The sequence below is a fragment of the Microbacterium sp. HA-8 genome (assembly GCF_046111165.1).
Classification (GTDB): Bacteria; Actinomycetota; Actinomycetes; order Actinomycetales; family Microbacteriaceae; genus Microbacterium.
The window spans coordinates 2984093-3000287 of sequence record NZ_CP162025.1 but is presented as its reverse complement, the minus strand read 5'-3'; the positions used below and the strand labels follow the sequence as shown (position 1 = coordinate 3000287).

The following is a 16195-nucleotide window of genomic DNA, read 5'->3' as shown; positions in this document are numbered from 1 at the left end:
CGTGGGACGCATCACGGCACGGCGGCCGGTCACCAGGATCACGCTCGGCACGCAGCCGGTGCGCCGCCCCGACACGCTCGCGGTCGAAGAGCCGCTGGAGATCCGCGTGGGCGGCGCGTCGCTGGCGATCACGATGCGAACCCCGGGCAACGACGTCGAGCTTGCGGGGGGATTCCTCGTCTCGGAGGGGGTCATCGCCGCGGGAGGGCAGTTCCACTCGGCGATCCACTGCGGCGGGCCGGGCGCCGGCGGGCCCATCGCGGGCGCCGCCGAGAACACGTACAACGTGCTGGATGTCACCCTCGCTCAGGGGGTCGCCGCACCCGATCCCGACCTCGCCCGCACTTTCTACACCACCTCTTCGTGCGGGTTGTGCGGCAAGGCCTCCATCGAGGCGGTGCAGACGGTGTCCTCCTACGATGTCGCGGTGGATGCTGTCGACGTCGCCGCCGAGGTGCTCGTGACCTTTCCCGACCTGCTCCGCGCAGCCCAGGCGGTGTTCGACAAGACCGGCGGGCTGCACGCCGCCGGCCTGTTCGACGCGGCGACCGGAGAGCTCGTCGTGTTGCGCGAGGACGTGGGGCGCCACAACGCCGTCGACAAGGTCGTCGGCTGGGGCGTGCTGAACGACCGGCTGCCGCTGTCGGGTCACGTGCTGATGGTGTCGGGTCGCGCGAGCTTCGAACTCGTGCAGAAAGCGGTGATGGCCGGCATCCCGATCCTCGCGGCGGTGTCGGCGCCCTCGTCCCTCGCCGTCGAGCTCGCCGCGGCCCAGGGTCTCACGCTGGTCGGATTCCTGCGGGGGGATTCGATGAACGTGTACACGCGTCCGGATCGCATCCGGGTCGGCGCGGGGGATCGGGCGGCGCTCAGCGCGTCGTGAGCTGGACCACGCACTCCTCGGGGTTGCAGCTGGATCGCATGCCGTCGATCAGAAGCGGGCCGCGGGCCGCGGTGAGCACGCCCTGCATGATGCCCCGGTGCACGGAGCACAGCGTTGCGCGGTGCCCCGCCTGTGCGGTCGCGTGGGGGCAGGGGGTCAGATCGATCGTGAGCTCTTTGTCGTCGACGAGTGGGTCGAAGCCGGATTCGCTGAGGTGGTCGACGATCGCGTCGAGCTGATGGGTGGCATCGGTGCCGATCTCGTTGACCGATGAGCCGGTCCACGGCATCACCCGCCGCATGATGTCGCCGCGCTCGGCGGCTTCGCGGGCCTTGCGCCGCGCGATGGGACTGGATGCTTCGGCCTCACCGGTCGCGGCGGAGTAGAGCACGCGCGGCCTGCCGCGGGTGGTGCGGTGCTCCGTCTCGCGGACGATGTGCCCGCCCTCGGTCAGGCGGTCGAGGTGCTCGCGGACGGTGTTGGCGTGCAGGCCGGTGGCCTCGGCGAGTTCGGCGATCGTGCGCCGGGGTCTTTCTTGGATCAGGTGCAGGATCTCGACGCGCGAGAAGCTCGAGATCGCGCTGTAGGTGCCGCTGGTGCCCGCCATGGCGTCATTATCCCGGCTCGGGTGGTCTCGGCACCAGGTGTCGCGGGCGTCAGCGTCGCGCGGTGAGGCGTCGCGGGTATCAGCGTCGCTGGGCCAGGTGGACCGGGATCGCGAGTGCCGCCGAGACGCAGAGGATGCCGGCGGCGAAGACGAGGCCCTGCCAGGCCTCGAGCGAGAACGCGAACCCCGTGAGCCACATGCCGGCGATGAACAGGACCAGGGCGACGATGAACATCGGATCTCCTTCGAAGGGGAAGCTTCGTCACCCAGCCTAGCGGCGCGACGGCGTGCCGGTCAGTTCGGCGAGCTCCGAGAGGTCGAGCGGCTCGGTCGGCGGGAGGGCGAGGGTGGCGGCGTCGAGGGGTGCGTGGGCAGTCACGGGCGTGCGGCCTTTCGAAGAGGGGGTGCGGGGATGTGGGGAGGTGGGGCCGTGGGCCGTCAGAGCCAGGGAGCGAGGACGCCCGCCGTGAGGAGGAGGGTGCCGGCGACACCGGCGGCGATGGTGGCGGCGGTCATGCCGAGGCGGGCGCGGGCGACGCGGACGGCGGGCGGCTCGCCCGCCGGGACGACGCTGTCGACGGAGGCCTGTGCCTGCTCCACGGTGGCGAATCGGCCCACGGGGGTGCCGATGCCGTCGAACGCGACGAAGCCGTCTTCGACCTTGCTGACGGAGCCGGCGTACTCGCCGCCCCTGTTGCCGACGTGGAATCCTTCCTCGACCTCGGTCCAGCGGGACCGGGCGCCGAGCGCGAACGTGGTCTGAGCAGTGGACATGACTCCAGTATTGCTCACCAAACTAGTAATTAGGAGTGTTAGTTATGCCCTACCGCGTGTCGGTGCGGAGGGTGCAGGGGTAGCGTCGCGTCTTTTCGTCGCTCGCGTGGGATGTGTCGCGGGGGCGTGACGCGAGCGCTGCGGCACGCGCGCGTGGGTGCGGCGGCCGCGGCTTGTCAACCCCCGTCAGCGTGTGGTCTGCCGTGCCTAGCGTTGTCGGCATCCGTCGCCCACATGTGCCGCCGCCATCCGCGGCGGTGGCGCGAGCAGAGAAGGAGTCCTCATGGCACGCATCATCGAAACGGTCGACGTCGACGTCCCCGTCACCACGGCCTACAACCAGTGGACGCAGTTCGAGTCGTTCCCCCGCTTCCTCAGCTTCGTCGAGTCCATCACGCAGACCGATGACACCCACACGCGATGGGTCGTGAAGATCGGCGGCGCGGTGCGCGAGTTCGACGCCGAGATCACGGAGCAGCATCCCGATGAGCGGGTGGCGTGGAACAGCGTCGGCGGAGATGAGAATCACGCGGGCGTCGTGACGTTCCACAAGCTGACGGATGCCTCGTGCCGAGTGACCGTGCAGATCGACTGGGAGCCGTCGGGCGTGCTCGAGAAGGCCGGCGCCGCCTTCGGGGTCGACGACCACGCCGTGAAGAAGGATCTGAAGAACTTCACGCAGTTCATCGAGGAGCACCCGCGCGAGACAGGGGAGTGGCGCGGCGACGTCGAGAACTGACGCCGCGTGCCGCGCGCGGCGTGCATCAACGAGATCGCGCCGCGCGTCGTCGCGATCGCCCGTGCTCACGCCGCGCGCCATCCCTTGCGGTCGAGCGGAGGAGGGTCCCACGCCCATCGCCACGTCGCCTTCGACGTCAGCACGGTGCCGCCGCCGCGCGGATCGCCGGGTGCGCGAAGCATGAGCGGGCCCGATCCGAACCGTTCGATTCTCCATCCACGGTTGTGCAGAAGCATGTGGTGGAACCTGCAGAGGAGAACGCCACGGTCGATGTCGGTGCGCCCGCCATCGGCCACGTAATGGTCGATGTGATGGGCCTCGCAGTACGACGCTGGTTGCCGGCATCCGTGCCAGACGCAGCCGCCGTCGCGCACGGTCAGAGCAAGTCTTTGTTTTGGCGTGAACAGGCGTTGCTCGCGCCCGACGTCGAGCGGATTGCCGCGGCCGTCCACGGTCACCTCGGTGGAGCCGTGCATGCACAGCGCCCGATCGATGACAGTGCCGGGCAGCGACTGCCCGCCGTCTTCAGCGTGACCGACCGCGAGGAGGCGGCCGAACGGGTCGCGAGGGCCGACGAGGTCTTTGACGACGACCATGCGCACACCCGGCCGACGGGCTCCGAAGACATCCGACGCCTGCGCCAGTGAGCCCGCGCGCAGCACGTCGATGATCAGGTCGTATTCGATCTGCTCGTTGGTGCGCGGGTCGTCCCGGATTGCTGCGGACGGCGTCTGCTCCTCCTCCGTGACGAACCGAGGCCCGCCTCGTCGGGGGCGCACCGCGGAGGCGAGCAATGAGCGCACCCAGAGTGCGGCTTCGTCGTCGAACACGACTCGGGCGTGGTGCTGCCCGTTCTCGTCGATCCAGGTGCGCCACGAGCGCGCGTCGTAGCGGCGCGCGAATCGCTCCTCCGCGCCGGCAGGGTCGAGCATGTCGCGCATGGTGCGCGCGCGTGCGGCGAGACCTTCGACGGTTGTGCCGGCGGCCTCGTCTACGAGCATCTCGGCGGCCACCGACCATGCGCCCTCGGCGGCGAGCGCGTCGGCGCCGTCGGTCGTGGGCGCGCCCAGGCCCCGGCGGATCGCATCATGCTGTGCCGTGGTGATGCGGCCCTCGAGCAGGGCGCGTCGCAGCGGGTCGTGCCACGGCGTGCGCGCGGACAGGGCCGATGTCGCTTCGGGGTCGCATCCCGGCAGCATCGTAGGTTGGTCACCCGACGCCGGATCATCAGCGCCCGGCCCTGCGCAGCCTGAGTCGTCGTCGAGCAACGCCTGCCCCACGCGCACCTGACGCTGCGCCTCGGCTCTCGTGCCGCCGGTGATCGCCTGAACGAGCGCCGCGGGCGTGGCGTGTCCCTGTGTTGCCGCGAGCCCGGAGTGGCCGTCCTCGCGTCGCGACCTGTGCGCAGCCACCCCGGCGAGCACCGACTGCAGGCGTGCCACGTCGTTGGCGAGTGCTGCGAGGTCGCGCAACCCCTCGATGAGAGATGCGTCGCTCAGTCGTGAGGCGCTTGCCGGCAGGTCATGGGCCGCGACATCCAGTTCGACGACACCCGCGAGGGACTCAAGTCGCCGTCGCATAGCCGTCAAAAGGTTCATATGTATAGCCTGCCAGGCTCAGATGAGAATAGAACAAAAATACGATGAGAATGCGCTCATTCTCGCACCGCAGTGGCCGAGTCCTGCGATGGTGGAGACATGAAGGCCGCCCTGGTGCTCGCGACGCAACTGTTCGATGAGCATCCGGCGTACTCCGACCCCGAGATCGACCTGTTCATCGTCATCGAGTCTGTCGGGGCCTTCCGACGTCGCCCGTATCACGCCCACAAGATCGTCCTGCTGCTGTCGGCCATGCGGCACGCCGTCACAGAACTTCGGCAGGCGGGCCGGGACGTGGTCCACCATCGTCTCCGCGACTCCGAGGCGTCCTTCTCGCGGGTCTTGTCGAAGACGATCGAGGAGCACGACATCACGCACCTCGCATGGATGCGACCGACCGACGATCGGGTCCACCGTCGCCTCCTCTCCGTCACCGCGGCGCGCGGCGTGCACACCCGCACGTATCCCGACGATCTGTTCCTCACGACCGACCGCGCGCTCGACGGCTGGTTCGCCGCACACCCCGCACGCCGGATGGAGGACTTCTACCGGTGGCAGCGTCGTCGCACCGGCGTGCTCGTGCACGACGGGGCGCCCGCGGGCGGCCGCTGGAACTTCGACACCGAGAACCGCCACCCCCTTCCTCGCGACAGGCGAAGCAGGGCACTGGCGATCGACATCCCGCCGCTGCCTGCCCTCGAACCGGACGAGATCACCCGGGGCGCCATCGCCGACACCGCCGCAGTCTTCGCCGATCACCCCGGCGACCCCGAGACCTTCTGGCTTCCCGTCACCTCCGACGCCGCTCGCGGCTGGCTCGCGGACTTCGTCGAGCGGCGGCTGGCGTTGTTCGGTCGCTACGAGGACGCGATGGATGCCGACGAGCCTTTCCTCTTCCACTCGGTGATCAGTCCACTGCTCAACATCGGTCTGATCACGACCGCGCAGGTCGTCGCGGCGGTCGAGGCATCGGATGCACCTCTCGAGAGCCGGGAGGGATTCCTCCGTCAGGTGATCGGGTGGCGCGAGTACATGCGCGGCGCATTCCGCGCGCAGCCCGACCTCGTGCACGCCAACCACTTCGGTCTGACCCGCGCACTCGAGCCCTGGTGGTACACGGGCGAAGCAATCCCCGACGACCTGCCCGTGCCGGTGCGCGCCGTGCTCGCGCGCGTGCACCGGTACGGGTACGCGCACCACATCGAGAGGCTCATGGTGCTGGGCAACTGGTTCCTCCTGCAGGGGTACGAGCCGCGCGAGGTCTTCGAATGGTTCTCGGCGATGTTCGTCGACGCCTACGACTGGGTGATGGTCCCGAATGTGCAGGGCATGAGTCAGTACGCCGACGGCGGTCGCGTGGCGACAAAGCCCTACGTCTCGGGCGGCGCCTACCTCCAGCGCATGGGGTCGTGGTGGCCGACCGCAAAGGACGCGCAGGCGGATGCCGTCACGGCGGCGTACTGGGATTTCCTCGATCGCCACGAACCGCTCCTGACAGACAACCCGCGGCTCGCGCTGCCGCTCGCGCAGATGCGCCGTCGCCGGGCGGAGCGGCCGGAGGAGGCGGGGCGTGCGCCGCCGTGATGAGCCGGAGGCGCCGCTGCCGAGTCCGCGGTCAGGTGGGGCCCGCTGCCCAGTGCGCGGTCAGCGCGCGGGCGCCTCCGCAGGGACGGAGCCGCGTCCGTGATCAGCTCGCGGTCGATGCCGCGGGTACGGCAGGCGCGATGGCGGTGGGATACAGCGCGCGCACGAGCGCCCACCCCAGGGCGCCCCCGATCAGCTGCGCGCCGATGTAGGGCAGCGCCGAAGCGGGGGAGATGCCCGCGAAGGTGTCGCTGAACATGCGACCGATCGTGATCGCCGGGTTGGCGAAACTCGTCGAAGCGGTGAAGAAGTAGGCCGCGCCGATATACGCCCCCACCGCGGGCGCCGCGAGGTGAGATCGGCCGGTGCGAACCAGGGAGAAGATGACCAGCACCAATCCCGCGGTGGCGACGACCTCCGATAGCAGCAGCGGCCATCCTCCGCGCTCGGTCGTGCTCCACGACACGGCGGGCGCGGCGAACATGAGGTTGGCGAGCACGGCTCCGGCGATGCACCCTGCGATCTGAGCGGGCAGGTAGATCGCGGTGATCGACCAGGGGCGGCGGTGCAGGACGACGTCGACCATTGTGACGACCGGGTTGAAGTGCGCACCTGAGACGGTGGCGAAGACGACGATGAGCACGGCGAGGCCGAGGGCGGTGGCGAATGCGTTCTCGAACAGCTGCAGGCCGATGTCGCCGGGCGAGAGGCGCTGGGCGGCGATGCCGGATCCGACGACGACGGCGGCGAGCAGGGCGCTGCCGAGAAATTCGCCCAGAGCGGCGCGGGCGGTGGCGTTCACGACGCGAGCATCCGCGAGACGCGGTCGAGGGCACCCGGGACGAGCGCGTAGTACGCCCACGTGCCGCGCTTGCTTCGGGTGAGGAAGCCCGCGGCGGTGAGCACCTTCAGATGGTGCGACACAGTGGGCTGGCTGAGACCGACGGGCTCGATGAGGTCGCAGACGCACGCTTCGGCGTTCACCGAGGCGGCGACGATCGAGAGCAGGCGCAGTCGGGTCGGATCCGCGAGGGCCTTCATCGTGACGGCAAGCTGCTCGGCCTCTTCGGCCGAGAGGGGTTCGCGCACGAGAGGCGTGCAGCAGGAGCCGACGACGGTCACGTCGGTCACGGCGAGCGGGGTGGGCATGCATCGACGATAGTCGATATTGACAATCATCGATACTCGGGCGCAGAATCTACATCGAAGTTCGTCGATGTCTTTCGGAGGCCGCCATGACCCTGCTCGATCTGACCCCTCGCGTGCGCGAGGACGCGAGGCTCGCAACCCTTCCGGCGGTCGTCATCGGGGCGGGTCCCATCGGGCTCGCGGCGGCGGCGCACCTGCAGCGCCGCGGCATCGACTTCGTGATCCTCGAGGCCGGTGACCGCGTCGCGGACAGCGTCCGCTCGTGGGGACACACGCGCCTCTTCTCGCCGTGGCGGCACCTCGTCGACCCCGTGGCGCGGGAGCTGCTCGAAACGCGCGGGTGGCAGCATCCTGCCCCCGAGGTGGCGCCCACCGGCGGCGAACTCGTCGAGGCGTACGTCGCTCCCCTCGCCGAGGTGCCCGAGATCGGCGCGCGTCTGCGTCTGGGCACCGAGGTCGTCGCCGTGAGCCGCGAGGGCATGGACCGCACCCGCAGCAGGGGCCGGGCCTCGACGCCGTTCGTGATCCGCACCCGCACGGCCGGCGGCGACATCGACGAGATCCCGGCGCGGGCCGTGATCGATGCCTCGGGCACCTATCGTTCGCCCAACCCGCTCTCCTCGAACGGACTCGACCTGCTCGGCCTGGCCGAGATCTCCGACCGGGTCGCGCCGGCGCTTCCCGATGTCCTCGGCGCCGATCGGCCTCGATTTGCCGGACGCCACACGAGTGTCGTCGGTGCCGGTCACTCCGCCGCAAACACTCTGCTGGCGCTCGTCGCGCTGGCCCGCGAGGAGCCCGGCACGCGAGTGAGCTGGCTGATCCGGGGCAGTGCGGCGGTGCGGGTGACGTCGTCCGGCGATGACGAGCTCGCCGATCGCGCCCGTCTCGGCGGACGGGTCGACCGTGCCGTCTCGGACGGGCTCATCGAGATGGTCGACGGATTCGAGATCATCCGCGCGCATCGCGCCGGCGACCAGGTGTCGCTTGTCGGGCACCGCCGCGGCGAGGTGGTCTCGCACGCGACCGATGTCGTGGTCAACGCCACGGGTTTTCGCCCCGACCTCGACATGCTGCGCGAGATCCGCCTCGAGCTCGACGACATCGTCGAGGCCCCCCGCCGCCTCGCGCCGCTCATCGACCCGAACGTGCACACCTGCGGCACGGTCGAGCCGCACGGGTACCGCGAACTCGCGCACCCCGAGAGCGGCTTCTTCATCGTGGGCATGAAGTCCTACGGTCGGGCGCCGACGTTCCTGCTCGCGACCGGATACGAGCAGGTGCGCTCCGTCGCGGCGTGGCTTGATGGAGACATGAGTGCCGCGTCGACGGTGCAGCTCTCGCTTCCCGCGACCGGTGTCTGCTCCACAGGCGACGCCTCGGGTGGATGCTGCGCCTGATGCGCGTGCGGGCGATGACCGCCGCGGACTGGTCCTCCGTCGAGCGCATCTATCGGCAGGGCATCGACGAGGGGGAGGCCACCTTCGAGATCGACACCCCATCGTGGGAGGTGTTCGAGGCCGCGCGTCCCTCAGCACTCCGATGGGTGGCGGTCGACGACGCCGAAACGGTGCGCGGATGGGCCGCGGCATCCCCCGTTTCGGCGCGGCCCGCGTACCGGGGCGTCGTCGAGCACTCGGTGTACGTCGACCGGGAGGTGCGGGGCGCGGGGGTGGGGCGGATGCTGCTGAATGCGCTCATCGCCGCGGCAGAGGCCGTGGATATCTGGACGATCCAGTCGAGCATCTTTCCCGAAAATGCGGCGAGCCTGCGTCTGCATGAGTCGGCGGGCTTCCGAGTCGTGGGACGCCGAGAGCGCATCGCCCGCTCGGGGCGCGGTGCCCACGCCGGACGGTGGCGCGACACGGTCCTGATCGAGCGGCGGAGTGCGGTGACGGGTTCCGACTGAGGCTACGGCGAATCGTCGACGGGAGTTCACCTCCCGTTCCGCGAGAGCAATAGACAGCCGTCTATGCTTCTGAGAAAGAGAAAGCGAGACAGCATGTCCGACAAGCCCACCGTCCTGTTCGTCTGCGTCCACAACGCCGGCCGCTCCCAGATGGCCGCGGGGTACCTGCGCGCGCTCGCGGGCGACGATGTCGAGGTCCTCTCGGCGGGTTCCGCGCCGAAAGACCAGATCAACCCCGTCGCGGTGGCCGCGATGGCGGAGGAGGGCATCGACATCACGGGCAACACGCCCAAAGTGCTGACGGTCGAGGCTGTCAAAGAGTCGGACGTCGTCATCACGATGGGCTGCGGCGACGCCTGCCCCATCTTCCCCGGCAAGCGCTACGAGGACTGGGAGCTCGACGACCCGGCGGGCCAGGGCATCGAGGCCGTCCGGCCGATCCGCGACGAGATCCGCGGCCGCATCGAGAGCCTGATCGGCGAGCTGCTTCCGGCACGGAGAGCCTCATGACCACCCGCAGGGGCCAGGATGGCCTGCTGTCGGCGGACTCCGTGCTGCAGCGCGCCTCCGAGCGCCTCGCGCAGCACTTCACGGGGATGGTGAACGAGGAGACGGTGGAGCGCATCGTCTTCGAGTCCTACGCCGCCCTCGCTCGAACGGCCTCCGTCTCGGTGCATCTGCCGTCGCTGGCCGAGAAGTTCGCCCGGGACCGCCTCACCGCCCTCGCGCAGTCGAAGGGGCTGATCGCGAAGCCAGTCCCCGAGATCCTCTACGTCTGCGTGCAGAACTCCGGACGCTCTCAGATGGCCGCCGCCCTCACCCGCCACCTCTCCGGCGGGCGGGTGCACGTGCGCTCCGCCGGGTCGCAGCCGGGCGAGCAGATCCTCCCCGAGGTCGCCGAGGTGCTGGCCGAGCTCGGCATCCCCGTCGACGAGGAATATCCCAAGCCCCTCACGGACGACGTCGTGCGGGCGGCGGATGCTGTCGTCACGATGGGTTGCGGCGACGCCTGCCCGATCTACCCCGGCAAGCGGTACCTCGACTGGCAGCTGCGGGATCCCGCCGACCTCGACCTCGACGGGGTGCGCGCGGTGCGCGAGGACATCCGCGCGCGCGTCGAGCAGTTGCTGGAGGAGCTCGTTCCGGCGGACGTCTCGTGACGGCGGTCGGCGCATAGACTTCGGTCTATGGGTTTCGGTGGTGGTTCGGAGGACTGGACGGTGCTCGGCGATCCCACCCGTGCCCGCATCGTCCGCCTGATCCGAGATGCGCCCGATGGTCGGGCGCTGGTGGGCCGTCTGGCGGACGCCCTGGGCCTTCGCCAGCCGACGGTCAGCCACCACATGAAGGAGCTCACGGCGCGGGGAATCGTCGAGCGCCGACCGGAGGGGCGGCGCGTCTGGTACTCGCTCGATCCTCGGCACATCGAGCGCATCGATGCCCTGCTCGGCACGGAGACGCCCGATGCGTCGACGGACCTCGATCTGACGCGCATCGTGGCCGGGCTCGTCGAGCGATACCGCGGAACGTTCAGCCGGCAGACGATCGAGCGCTACGTCGTCGAGAGTCATCGTCTGTTGACACGGAGCAACACCGACGCTCTGATCGGGTCGCGCACCGCGGCGTTCGCGACGGCGCGCCTGGATGCGAGGGCCCGCGCTGATGCGCCGGCCGGCTCGACACCTGCGGTGCTGTTCGTCTGTGTCGAGAACGCCGGGCGCTCGCAGCTGGCCGCCGGAATCCTCCGCCAACTCGCGGGGGAGCGGGTGGTCGTGCGCACCGCGGGCTCGGCGCCCGCGGGAGCGGTCCGCGCGACGATCGTCACGGCGCTCGACGAGATCGGGGTCTCGCTCGGGGGCGAGTTCCCCAAGCCGCTGACCGACGACGCGGTCAGGTCCGCGGACGTCGTGGTGACGATGGGCTGTGGAGACGCCTGCCCGGTCTACCCCGGCCCGAGATATCTCGACTGGGAACTCGAGGACCCGACGGGCAGATCGCTCGAAGACGTGCGCGGCATCCGGGACGACATCGAGGCGCGCGTGCGCGAGCTGCTCGCCGAGCTCCTCCCGTCGTGAGTCCGGTCTGCGCCCACCGGGTGTGCACAGCTGCGGACCTCGTGCCGGCCCCGTCGCGTGTCGCGGCGCGAGGTGCGGCGTGTCGCCCGTTCGGTCCGCAGTTGTGCACGCACACGCAACAACAGGTGGGTCGGGGATGGCGAGGGAAAGGGGCGGAGGATAGGGGATTCGAACCCCTGAGAGCTTTCACTCAACACGCTTTCCAAGCGTGCGCCATAGGCCACTAGGCGAATCCTCCCGCGCCCGCGGACGGGCACGTGACCCCGAAGGGCCGCCGACCATCCTATCGTGCCTGCCGGGCCCCGCCGACCGCCCGGTATCCGCGGCGCAGCAGCGAGCGGGGCACGACGGCGGCCGAGAGGCGGTCGCGCCGATCGGCGCGCGCCGCGAGCCCGGACTGCACGGCGCGCACCGCGTCGGCCAGGTCGGGGGCGTGATCGGCGGCGCCGGCATAGCTCGCGCGCTCGATCGCGCCGACCACGACGCCCATCTCCGCGGCGGGTGCACCGTGCTCGGCGACGAGGCGGCGTCCGAGCGCGCGCGGCGACTCGCCGTTCGGCGAGCTGATGCCGAGATCGGCGGCGGTGTCCACGATCTCCTGCCAGGCCGCGGCCGCGTCGCCCGCGTCCGCCTCGCGCAGCCGCGCACGGCGCCGGACGACACGCCACAGGCCGGGCAGCACGAGGGCGAGGGCGATGGCGATCGTGAGGAACACCGGACCGGTCGGGTCGATCGCGACGCGGGAATCGAGAGGCGCACCCGACTCGTCGAGCCCGTCGGTCATGCCGGGCGCCAGCGAGCTCGAGGGAGCGGGGGATGCTGCACCCCCGGCATCCGGGGTCAGTGAATCGGCCGAGCCCGACACCGCTCCCGAGGCGAACCCGGTCGGCACGCCCAGGCTGTTCGTGGGCTCGAAGGGAACCCAGCCGATCCCGGCGAAGTGCACCTCGGGCCACGCGTGCAGCTGGGAGCTGACGACGGTGTGCACGGTCTGACGGTCGATCTGCTCCTGTGTCGGGGCGCCGGGAAGATAGCCGACGACGATCCTCGAGGGCATGTCGAGCGTGCGCGCCATGATCGCGAACGCCGACGCGAAATGCACGCAGTATCCGCTGCGCTCCTCCAGGAACGCCTGGACGGCCTCGAGGCCGGAGCCGTCGAACCCATCGTTGACGGGGGCGACGAGCGAATACTCGAAGTCGGGGCTTCGGAACCACCGTTGCAGCGCGACGAGCGCGTCATAGTCGGTCGAGGTGCTCGCGGTGACCGCCAGCGCCGTCTCGCGGATCGCGCCGATCGCCTCATCCTCCCCCTCGGGCAGCTGCAGCGAGCGTGAACCAGCCGGCACGCTCGCGTCGGTCTCGCGGATCTGCTCGAGCGTCGGCCGCGGCACCTGGTAGCTGACGCTGTAGTCCTGACCCTGCGGCGAGGACTGGCGGGAGAGCACGGTGCGGTTCTGCTCGATCGTGGACCACTCGCCGTCGAGCCCGTCGATGCCGACGGCGGGGTAGGGGATCGGCAGCCACGGGCTCACGAAGTTGCGCACCTCGATCGTCGCCGTGTACTCGGACACCCGCACATCCGGATCCACGATGACGGGATCGAATCCGGCCTCGAGAGTCGCGGGGACGCCGCGGTCGGGTTCCCACTCGTCGCCGTCGTACTCCGAGAGCGTCACGGCGCGCAGGTAGGGCGGCGCGGGCGCGTCGCTGCGCAGGGTCAGCACCTCGACCTCCTGCGGGCGGCGCAGGTCCTGTCCGAGCTCGAGGCTCGGGTCGATCGTGTTGCCGCGCACCGCGATCACGGTCGAACCGGCCGACTGCGGAGCGGGCATCACGGGGGCGATCGCGACGGCCGCGACGATCGCGGCGGTGCCGACGGCCGCGGCGGTGCCGGCGGGCACCCGGGACGCCCCTCGGGCGCCCGACCCGCTGGAGCGGTCGCGCGTCGCAGTCTCGACGGCGAGCATCAGCAGGATCGCGGCCGCGAAGGCGATGAACCCCACCAGGTCGATGCCCGAGGGCACCGCGATGGAGGGGATGAGATAGACGGCGAGCAGCCCCACCGTCGCGAGAAGGGGCATCGGCGCCGTCACGACGACGTGGTCCATCGCGATCGCGAGGAGCCCCGCGGCGGCGACGATGAGGAAGGCCAGGGCGGGACCGGCATCCAGCGGCGCCGCGCCGTCGCGGATCTGCTGCAGCGCAGCATCCATCAGCAGTGGCACCTGGCGCAGGGTGTCGGGGGTGGGGATCACGCCCAGCAGAGCGGTGCCGCCGCCGAAGAGCACCGTCATCGCGACGAGCCACACGGCAGCTTCGACCACCGACACGATGATCGCGGGCCGGCGCAGCCATCGCACGACGTATCCCGCGGCGAGCACGGCGACGATCATCCCGAGCGCGGTGGCGAGCCAGGCGCCCCCCGAGATCACCCGCAGCAGCGGCATCAGCGCGGTCACGACCGCGAGCAGCACGGCGATCGCGAGCGTCGCCTGCGGCCGACGACGGATGCCGCCCTCAGGCGTGGACACGTCGACCCCCGTGCTCGGCGACTCCGACCCAGACGGCCTGCAGATCGAGATCCGGCCCGATCGCCGCGGTATGCCACCCGGAGGCACCCGCCGTGGCGAAGGCGTCGGCGGACGCCGCGGTGCACAGCAGCGCGGGCAGCGCGGAATGGTGGGCGGCGGGGGCGAGGGCTGCGGCGTCGGCCGCGTCGAGCCGACCCGTGATCAGCAGCAGCGGCCCGACCTGGTCGCCCGCGAACAGGCGCGCCACGGCGGGCAGCGTGTCATCCCGCCGGGTCGTGATGGTGGCGAACCGCGTGAGCATGTGGTCGGTCTCATCCGCCGACTCGGTGCCGGGTATGGGGTCGCACAGCGCCTGGCCGTCGGAGTCGCGCACGTGCACGAGGTATCCGTCGCGGGCGAGCCGAAGCACGATCGACACGCACGCCGAGAGCGCGGCTTCGAATCCGGAGTCGGCGCCGGGGGAGTGGCGGGCGGAGGCGTCCCAGCGCACGGCGCTGCGATCGAGCATGACGGTGGCCGTGGGGGTCTGCTCCTGCTCCTCCTGCCGAACCATCAGAGTGTCGCGGTGCGCCGTCGCGCGCCAGTGGATCCGCCGCATCGAATCGCCCGGGGCGTAGGGACGGGCGATGAGATTGTCGGCGCCCTGACCGAGCTCATCGCTCGCGGCGTGCAGGGTTCCGCCGGACTCGCCCGCGCTGATCGGCACATGATCCAGCGCCGTCGCGGCGGGCGGGACGATCACCCGGGTGTCGCCGGCGACGCGGTGCGTGCGCGCCGCGATGCCGAACGGGTCGCTCGTGCGCACGGAGAGCGGCCCGAGCGGCCACGTGCCGCGGCACAGAGCCGTCGCCGTGTACCTGACGGTCGCGGTGCGGGAGCCGGGCCCGGAAGAGGTGTCGAACGCGTCGATGTCGCCCCGCGCGGGACTGCGGAGGCCTCGCGGCAGCGCGTCGGACCAGCGCGCACCACCGGCCGGCAGCATCCCGCGCATCGTGATGCGAACGCGCACCTCGGTGCTTTCGCCGACCGGGACCATCTCCGGGTGCAGCGTGCGTTCGGCATCGTCGATGCGTCGGCCCAGGTGCAGCACCACGATGCTCGCCACGATGAGGGCGAGCAGCAGGCTGCCGACGTAGAGCAGCTCGACGGTGCCGAGCTCGCCCGCGAGCACGAAGCAGGCGAGCGCGAGGATCAGTGCGCCCGTGCCCCGCAGAGTGAGGGGCCACCACCGACTCATGCGCGGGCGGCGACGGGCACGCGCACGGTCGTCGCGATGCGATCGAGGATCGCCGTGATCGCGTCGGCGCCCCCGCGTGCGCGCGCCCCCGCGATGGTGCGGGAGGGGATCAGGCGGTGGGCGAAGACGGGGTGCAGGAGCGCGATGAGGTCGTCGGGGATGACGAAGGCGCGTCCGTCGAGGGCAGCCCAGACCTTCGCGGCCCGCACGAGCTGCAGGGTCGCTCGGGGGCTCGCGCCCAGGCGCAGATCCGGGTGGTTGCGGGTGACCTGTGCGAGCGCGACGGCGTACTCCTCGACGGCGGGGGAGACGTGCACGGCGCGCGCGAAGGCGATCATCTGCCGCACCTGGGCCGTGTCGACCACCGCGCGCATGCGGTCGAGGGGATTGATCGCGTCGCGCTGGCGCAGCATCAGCGCCTCGGAGGCCGCGTCGGGATACCCCATCGAGATGCGGATCATGAAGCGGTCGCGCTGCGCCTCGGGCAGGGCGTATGTGCCCTCCATCTCGAGCGGGTTCTGCGTCGCGACGACGAGGAAGGGCTCGGGCAGGGCGTGAGAGTGGCCGTCGACGGTGACTTGGCCCTCCTCCATCGCCTCGAGGAGGGCGGACTGCGTCTTGGGGGAGGAGCGGTTGATCTCGTCGGCGATGACGATGTGCGCGAAGATCGCGCCCGCCTTGAACTCGAACTCGCGCTGCACGGGGTTGAACACCGACACGCCGGTGACATCTCCCGGCAGCAGGTCGGGGGTGAACTGGATGCGCCGCACGCTCGCATCGACGCTCTGCGCGAGGGCCTTGGCGAGCATCGTCTTGCCGACGCCGGGCACATCCTCGATCAGCAGGTGCCCCTCGGCAAGCAGCGCGATCAGCGCTGTGCGCACGGCTTGCGGCTTGCCGTCGATCACCTCCGAGATCGACTCGAGAATGCCGGTGGAGAGCTCCGCGAAGCGGTCGGCATCGATCGGTGCTGCGGATTGCTGCATGGGACCCCCTCGAGCGGAACGGGCGAGGACTCGGGTCGTCGTCGGCACCGTTATCCGATCGTAACCTCTGCAGGGGCGCCCGGGGCTGGGACGTCTTGCCTCACGTCAAGATGTCCGGGAG

At 70.7% G+C, this 16195-nt stretch carries 17 protein-coding genes and 1 tRNA gene; 8 read left to right on the top strand and 10 right to left on the bottom strand.

All coding sequences use genetic code 11. From position 1 onward, the window contains the following. Nucleotide 1 precedes the first annotated feature (1 nt). Nucleotides 2-883, top strand: a complete 882-nt coding sequence (gene fdhD, locus AB2L57_RS14260) for a formate dehydrogenase accessory sulfurtransferase FdhD (RefSeq protein WP_409047404.1) — start codon at nucleotides 2-4, stop codon at nucleotides 881-883. Here the strand turns inward: fdhD and AB2L57_RS14255 are convergent. From AB2L57_RS14255 to AB2L57_RS14245, 3 genes are all read right to left on the bottom strand, one after another. Beyond that, the gene (locus AB2L57_RS14255) at nucleotides 870-1490 is read right to left on the bottom strand and encodes a helix-turn-helix transcriptional regulator (RefSeq protein ID WP_409047403.1); all 621 of its coding nucleotides are present in this window, start codon (nucleotides 1488-1490) and stop codon (nucleotides 870-872) included. The two genes, fdhD and AB2L57_RS14255, sit on opposite strands and share 14 nt — an antisense overlap. Nucleotides 1491-1569: 79 nt before the next feature. Then, on the bottom strand, nucleotides 1570-1725 hold the full coding sequence (locus AB2L57_RS14250) for a hypothetical protein (protein WP_292815067.1): 156 nt from the start codon (nucleotides 1723-1725) through the stop codon (nucleotides 1570-1572). Nucleotides 1726-1928: 203 nt separating this feature from the next. Further along, nucleotides 1929-2264 (bottom strand): peptide ABC transporter permease, encoded by a 336-nt coding sequence (locus AB2L57_RS14245; protein ID WP_409047402.1) that lies wholly within the window; start codon nucleotides 2262-2264, stop codon nucleotides 1929-1931. A gap of 283 nt (nucleotides 2265-2547) precedes the next feature. Here AB2L57_RS14245 and AB2L57_RS14240 point away from each other — a divergent pair, with 283 nt between their 5' ends. Then, the gene (locus AB2L57_RS14240) at nucleotides 2548-3003 is read left to right on the top strand and encodes an SRPBCC family protein (RefSeq protein WP_292815072.1); all 456 of its coding nucleotides are present in this window, start codon (nucleotides 2548-2550) and stop codon (nucleotides 3001-3003) included. A 65-nt stretch (nucleotides 3004-3068) separates the two neighbouring features. Here AB2L57_RS14240 and AB2L57_RS14235 read toward each other — a convergent pair whose 3' ends face one another. Then, nucleotides 3069-4601, bottom strand: a complete 1533-nt coding sequence (locus tag AB2L57_RS14235; RefSeq protein WP_409047401.1) for a DUF222 domain-containing protein — start codon at nucleotides 4599-4601, stop codon at nucleotides 3069-3071. A gap of 99 nt (nucleotides 4602-4700) precedes the next feature. Between AB2L57_RS14235 and AB2L57_RS14230 the strand changes: the two genes are divergently transcribed. Beyond that, nucleotides 4701-6185 (top strand): cryptochrome/photolyase family protein, encoded by a 1485-nt coding sequence (locus tag AB2L57_RS14230; protein ID WP_409047400.1) that lies wholly within the window; start codon nucleotides 4701-4703, stop codon nucleotides 6183-6185. 103 nt (nucleotides 6186-6288) lie between these two features. Here the strand turns inward: AB2L57_RS14230 and AB2L57_RS14225 are convergent, their stop codons facing one another. Together AB2L57_RS14225 and AB2L57_RS14220 are read right to left on the bottom strand one after the other, a co-directional pair. Then, entirely contained in the window at nucleotides 6289-6987 is a 699-nt protein-coding gene (locus AB2L57_RS14225) for an aquaporin (RefSeq protein ID WP_409047399.1), read from the bottom strand. After that, nucleotides 6984-7334 carry an ArsR/SmtB family transcription factor gene (locus tag AB2L57_RS14220; protein ID WP_409047398.1) on the bottom strand — a complete coding sequence of 117 codons (351 nt, stop codon included), beginning with the start codon at nucleotides 7332-7334 and terminating at the stop codon, nucleotides 6984-6986. The genes AB2L57_RS14225 and AB2L57_RS14220 overlap by 4 nt, the downstream gene beginning before the upstream one ends. Nucleotides 7335-7420: 86 nt before the next feature. Between AB2L57_RS14220 and AB2L57_RS14215 the strand changes: the two genes are divergently transcribed. From AB2L57_RS14215 to AB2L57_RS14195, 5 genes are all read left to right on the top strand, one after another. Beyond that, nucleotides 7421-8734 carry an FAD-dependent oxidoreductase gene (locus AB2L57_RS14215; protein ID WP_409047397.1) on the top strand — a complete coding sequence of 438 codons (1314 nt, stop codon included), beginning with the start codon at nucleotides 7421-7423 and terminating at the stop codon, nucleotides 8732-8734. Continuing rightward, the gene (locus AB2L57_RS14210; protein ID WP_409047396.1) at nucleotides 8722-9243 is read left to right on the top strand and encodes a GNAT family N-acetyltransferase; all 522 of its coding nucleotides are present in this window, start codon (nucleotides 8722-8724) and stop codon (nucleotides 9241-9243) included. The genes AB2L57_RS14215 and AB2L57_RS14210 overlap by 13 nt, the downstream gene beginning before the upstream one ends. Before the next feature lie 93 nt (nucleotides 9244-9336). Beyond that, the gene (locus AB2L57_RS14205; protein WP_292811565.1) at nucleotides 9337-9753 is read left to right on the top strand and encodes an arsenate reductase ArsC; all 417 of its coding nucleotides are present in this window, start codon (nucleotides 9337-9339) and stop codon (nucleotides 9751-9753) included. Next, nucleotides 9750-10403 carry an arsenate reductase ArsC gene (locus tag AB2L57_RS14200; RefSeq protein WP_292811563.1) on the top strand — a complete coding sequence of 218 codons (654 nt, stop codon included), beginning with the start codon at nucleotides 9750-9752 and terminating at the stop codon, nucleotides 10401-10403. The genes AB2L57_RS14205 and AB2L57_RS14200 overlap by 4 nt, the downstream gene beginning before the upstream one ends. A gap of 27 nt (nucleotides 10404-10430) precedes the next feature. Next, a complete protein-coding gene (locus AB2L57_RS14195) occupies nucleotides 10431-11318 on the top strand; it encodes a metalloregulator ArsR/SmtB family transcription factor (protein WP_292811561.1) in 888 nt (295 codons plus the stop codon). A 153-nt stretch (nucleotides 11319-11471) separates the two neighbouring features. Here AB2L57_RS14195 and AB2L57_RS14190 read toward each other — a convergent pair. The 4 genes from AB2L57_RS14190 to AB2L57_RS14175 all read right to left on the bottom strand — a co-directional run bounded on the left by AB2L57_RS14190 (nucleotide 11472) and on the right by AB2L57_RS14175 (nucleotide 16074). Then, nucleotides 11472-11556, bottom strand: a tRNA-Ser gene (locus tag AB2L57_RS14190). A 45-nt stretch (nucleotides 11557-11601) separates the two neighbouring features. Further along, on the bottom strand, nucleotides 11602-13851 hold the full coding sequence (locus AB2L57_RS14185; protein WP_409047395.1) for a DUF3488 and DUF4129 domain-containing transglutaminase family protein: 2250 nt from the start codon (nucleotides 13849-13851) through the stop codon (nucleotides 11602-11604). After that, nucleotides 13838-15088, bottom strand: coding sequence for a DUF58 domain-containing protein (locus AB2L57_RS14180; protein ID WP_409047394.1), 1251 nt, complete (start codon nucleotides 15086-15088; stop codon nucleotides 13838-13840). Before AB2L57_RS14180 ends, AB2L57_RS14185 begins: the two co-directional genes overlap by 14 nt. After that, nucleotides 15085-16074 (bottom strand): AAA family ATPase, encoded by a 990-nt coding sequence (locus AB2L57_RS14175; RefSeq protein ID WP_409047393.1) that lies wholly within the window; start codon nucleotides 16072-16074, stop codon nucleotides 15085-15087. The genes AB2L57_RS14180 and AB2L57_RS14175 overlap by 4 nt, the downstream gene beginning before the upstream one ends. Nucleotides 16075-16195: the final 121 nt, after the last annotated feature.

Coding starts and splice junctions, on each gene's coding strand:
- AB2L57_RS14255 (WP_409047403.1), bottom strand. CDS start 1,490: ATGGCGGGCACCAGCGGCACCTACAGCGCGATCTCGAGCTTCTCGCGC.
- AB2L57_RS14250 (WP_292815067.1), bottom strand. CDS start 1,725: ATGTTCATCGTCGCCCTGGTCCTGTTCATCGCCGGCATGTGGCTCACG.
- AB2L57_RS14245 (WP_409047402.1), bottom strand. CDS start 2,264: ATGTCCACTGCTCAGACCACGTTCGCGCTCGGCGCCCGGTCCCGCTGG.
- AB2L57_RS14240 (WP_292815072.1), top strand. CDS start 2,548: ATGGCACGCATCATCGAAACGGTCGACGTCGACGTCCCCGTCACCACG.
- AB2L57_RS14235 (WP_409047401.1), bottom strand. CDS start 4,601: ATGAACCTTTTGACGGCTATGCGACGGCGACTTGAGTCCCTCGCGGGT.
- AB2L57_RS14230 (WP_409047400.1), top strand. CDS start 4,701: ATGAAGGCCGCCCTGGTGCTCGCGACGCAACTGTTCGATGAGCATCCG.
- AB2L57_RS14220 (WP_409047398.1), bottom strand. CDS start 7,334: ATGCCCACCCCGCTCGCCGTGACCGACGTGACCGTCGTCGGCTCCTGC.
- AB2L57_RS14215 (WP_409047397.1), top strand. CDS start 7,421: ATGACCCTGCTCGATCTGACCCCTCGCGTGCGCGAGGACGCGAGGCTC.
- AB2L57_RS14210 (WP_409047396.1), top strand. CDS start 8,722: ATGCTGCGCCTGATGCGCGTGCGGGCGATGACCGCCGCGGACTGGTCC.
- AB2L57_RS14205 (WP_292811565.1), top strand. CDS start 9,337: ATGTCCGACAAGCCCACCGTCCTGTTCGTCTGCGTCCACAACGCCGGC.
- AB2L57_RS14200 (WP_292811563.1), top strand. CDS start 9,750: ATGACCACCCGCAGGGGCCAGGATGGCCTGCTGTCGGCGGACTCCGTG.
- AB2L57_RS14195 (WP_292811561.1), top strand. CDS start 10,431: ATGGGTTTCGGTGGTGGTTCGGAGGACTGGACGGTGCTCGGCGATCCC.
- AB2L57_RS14180 (WP_409047394.1), bottom strand. CDS start 15,088: ATGAGTCGGTGGTGGCCCCTCACTCTGCGGGGCACGGGCGCACTGATC.
- AB2L57_RS14175 (WP_409047393.1), bottom strand. CDS start 16,074: ATGCAGCAATCCGCAGCACCGATCGATGCCGACCGCTTCGCGGAGCTC.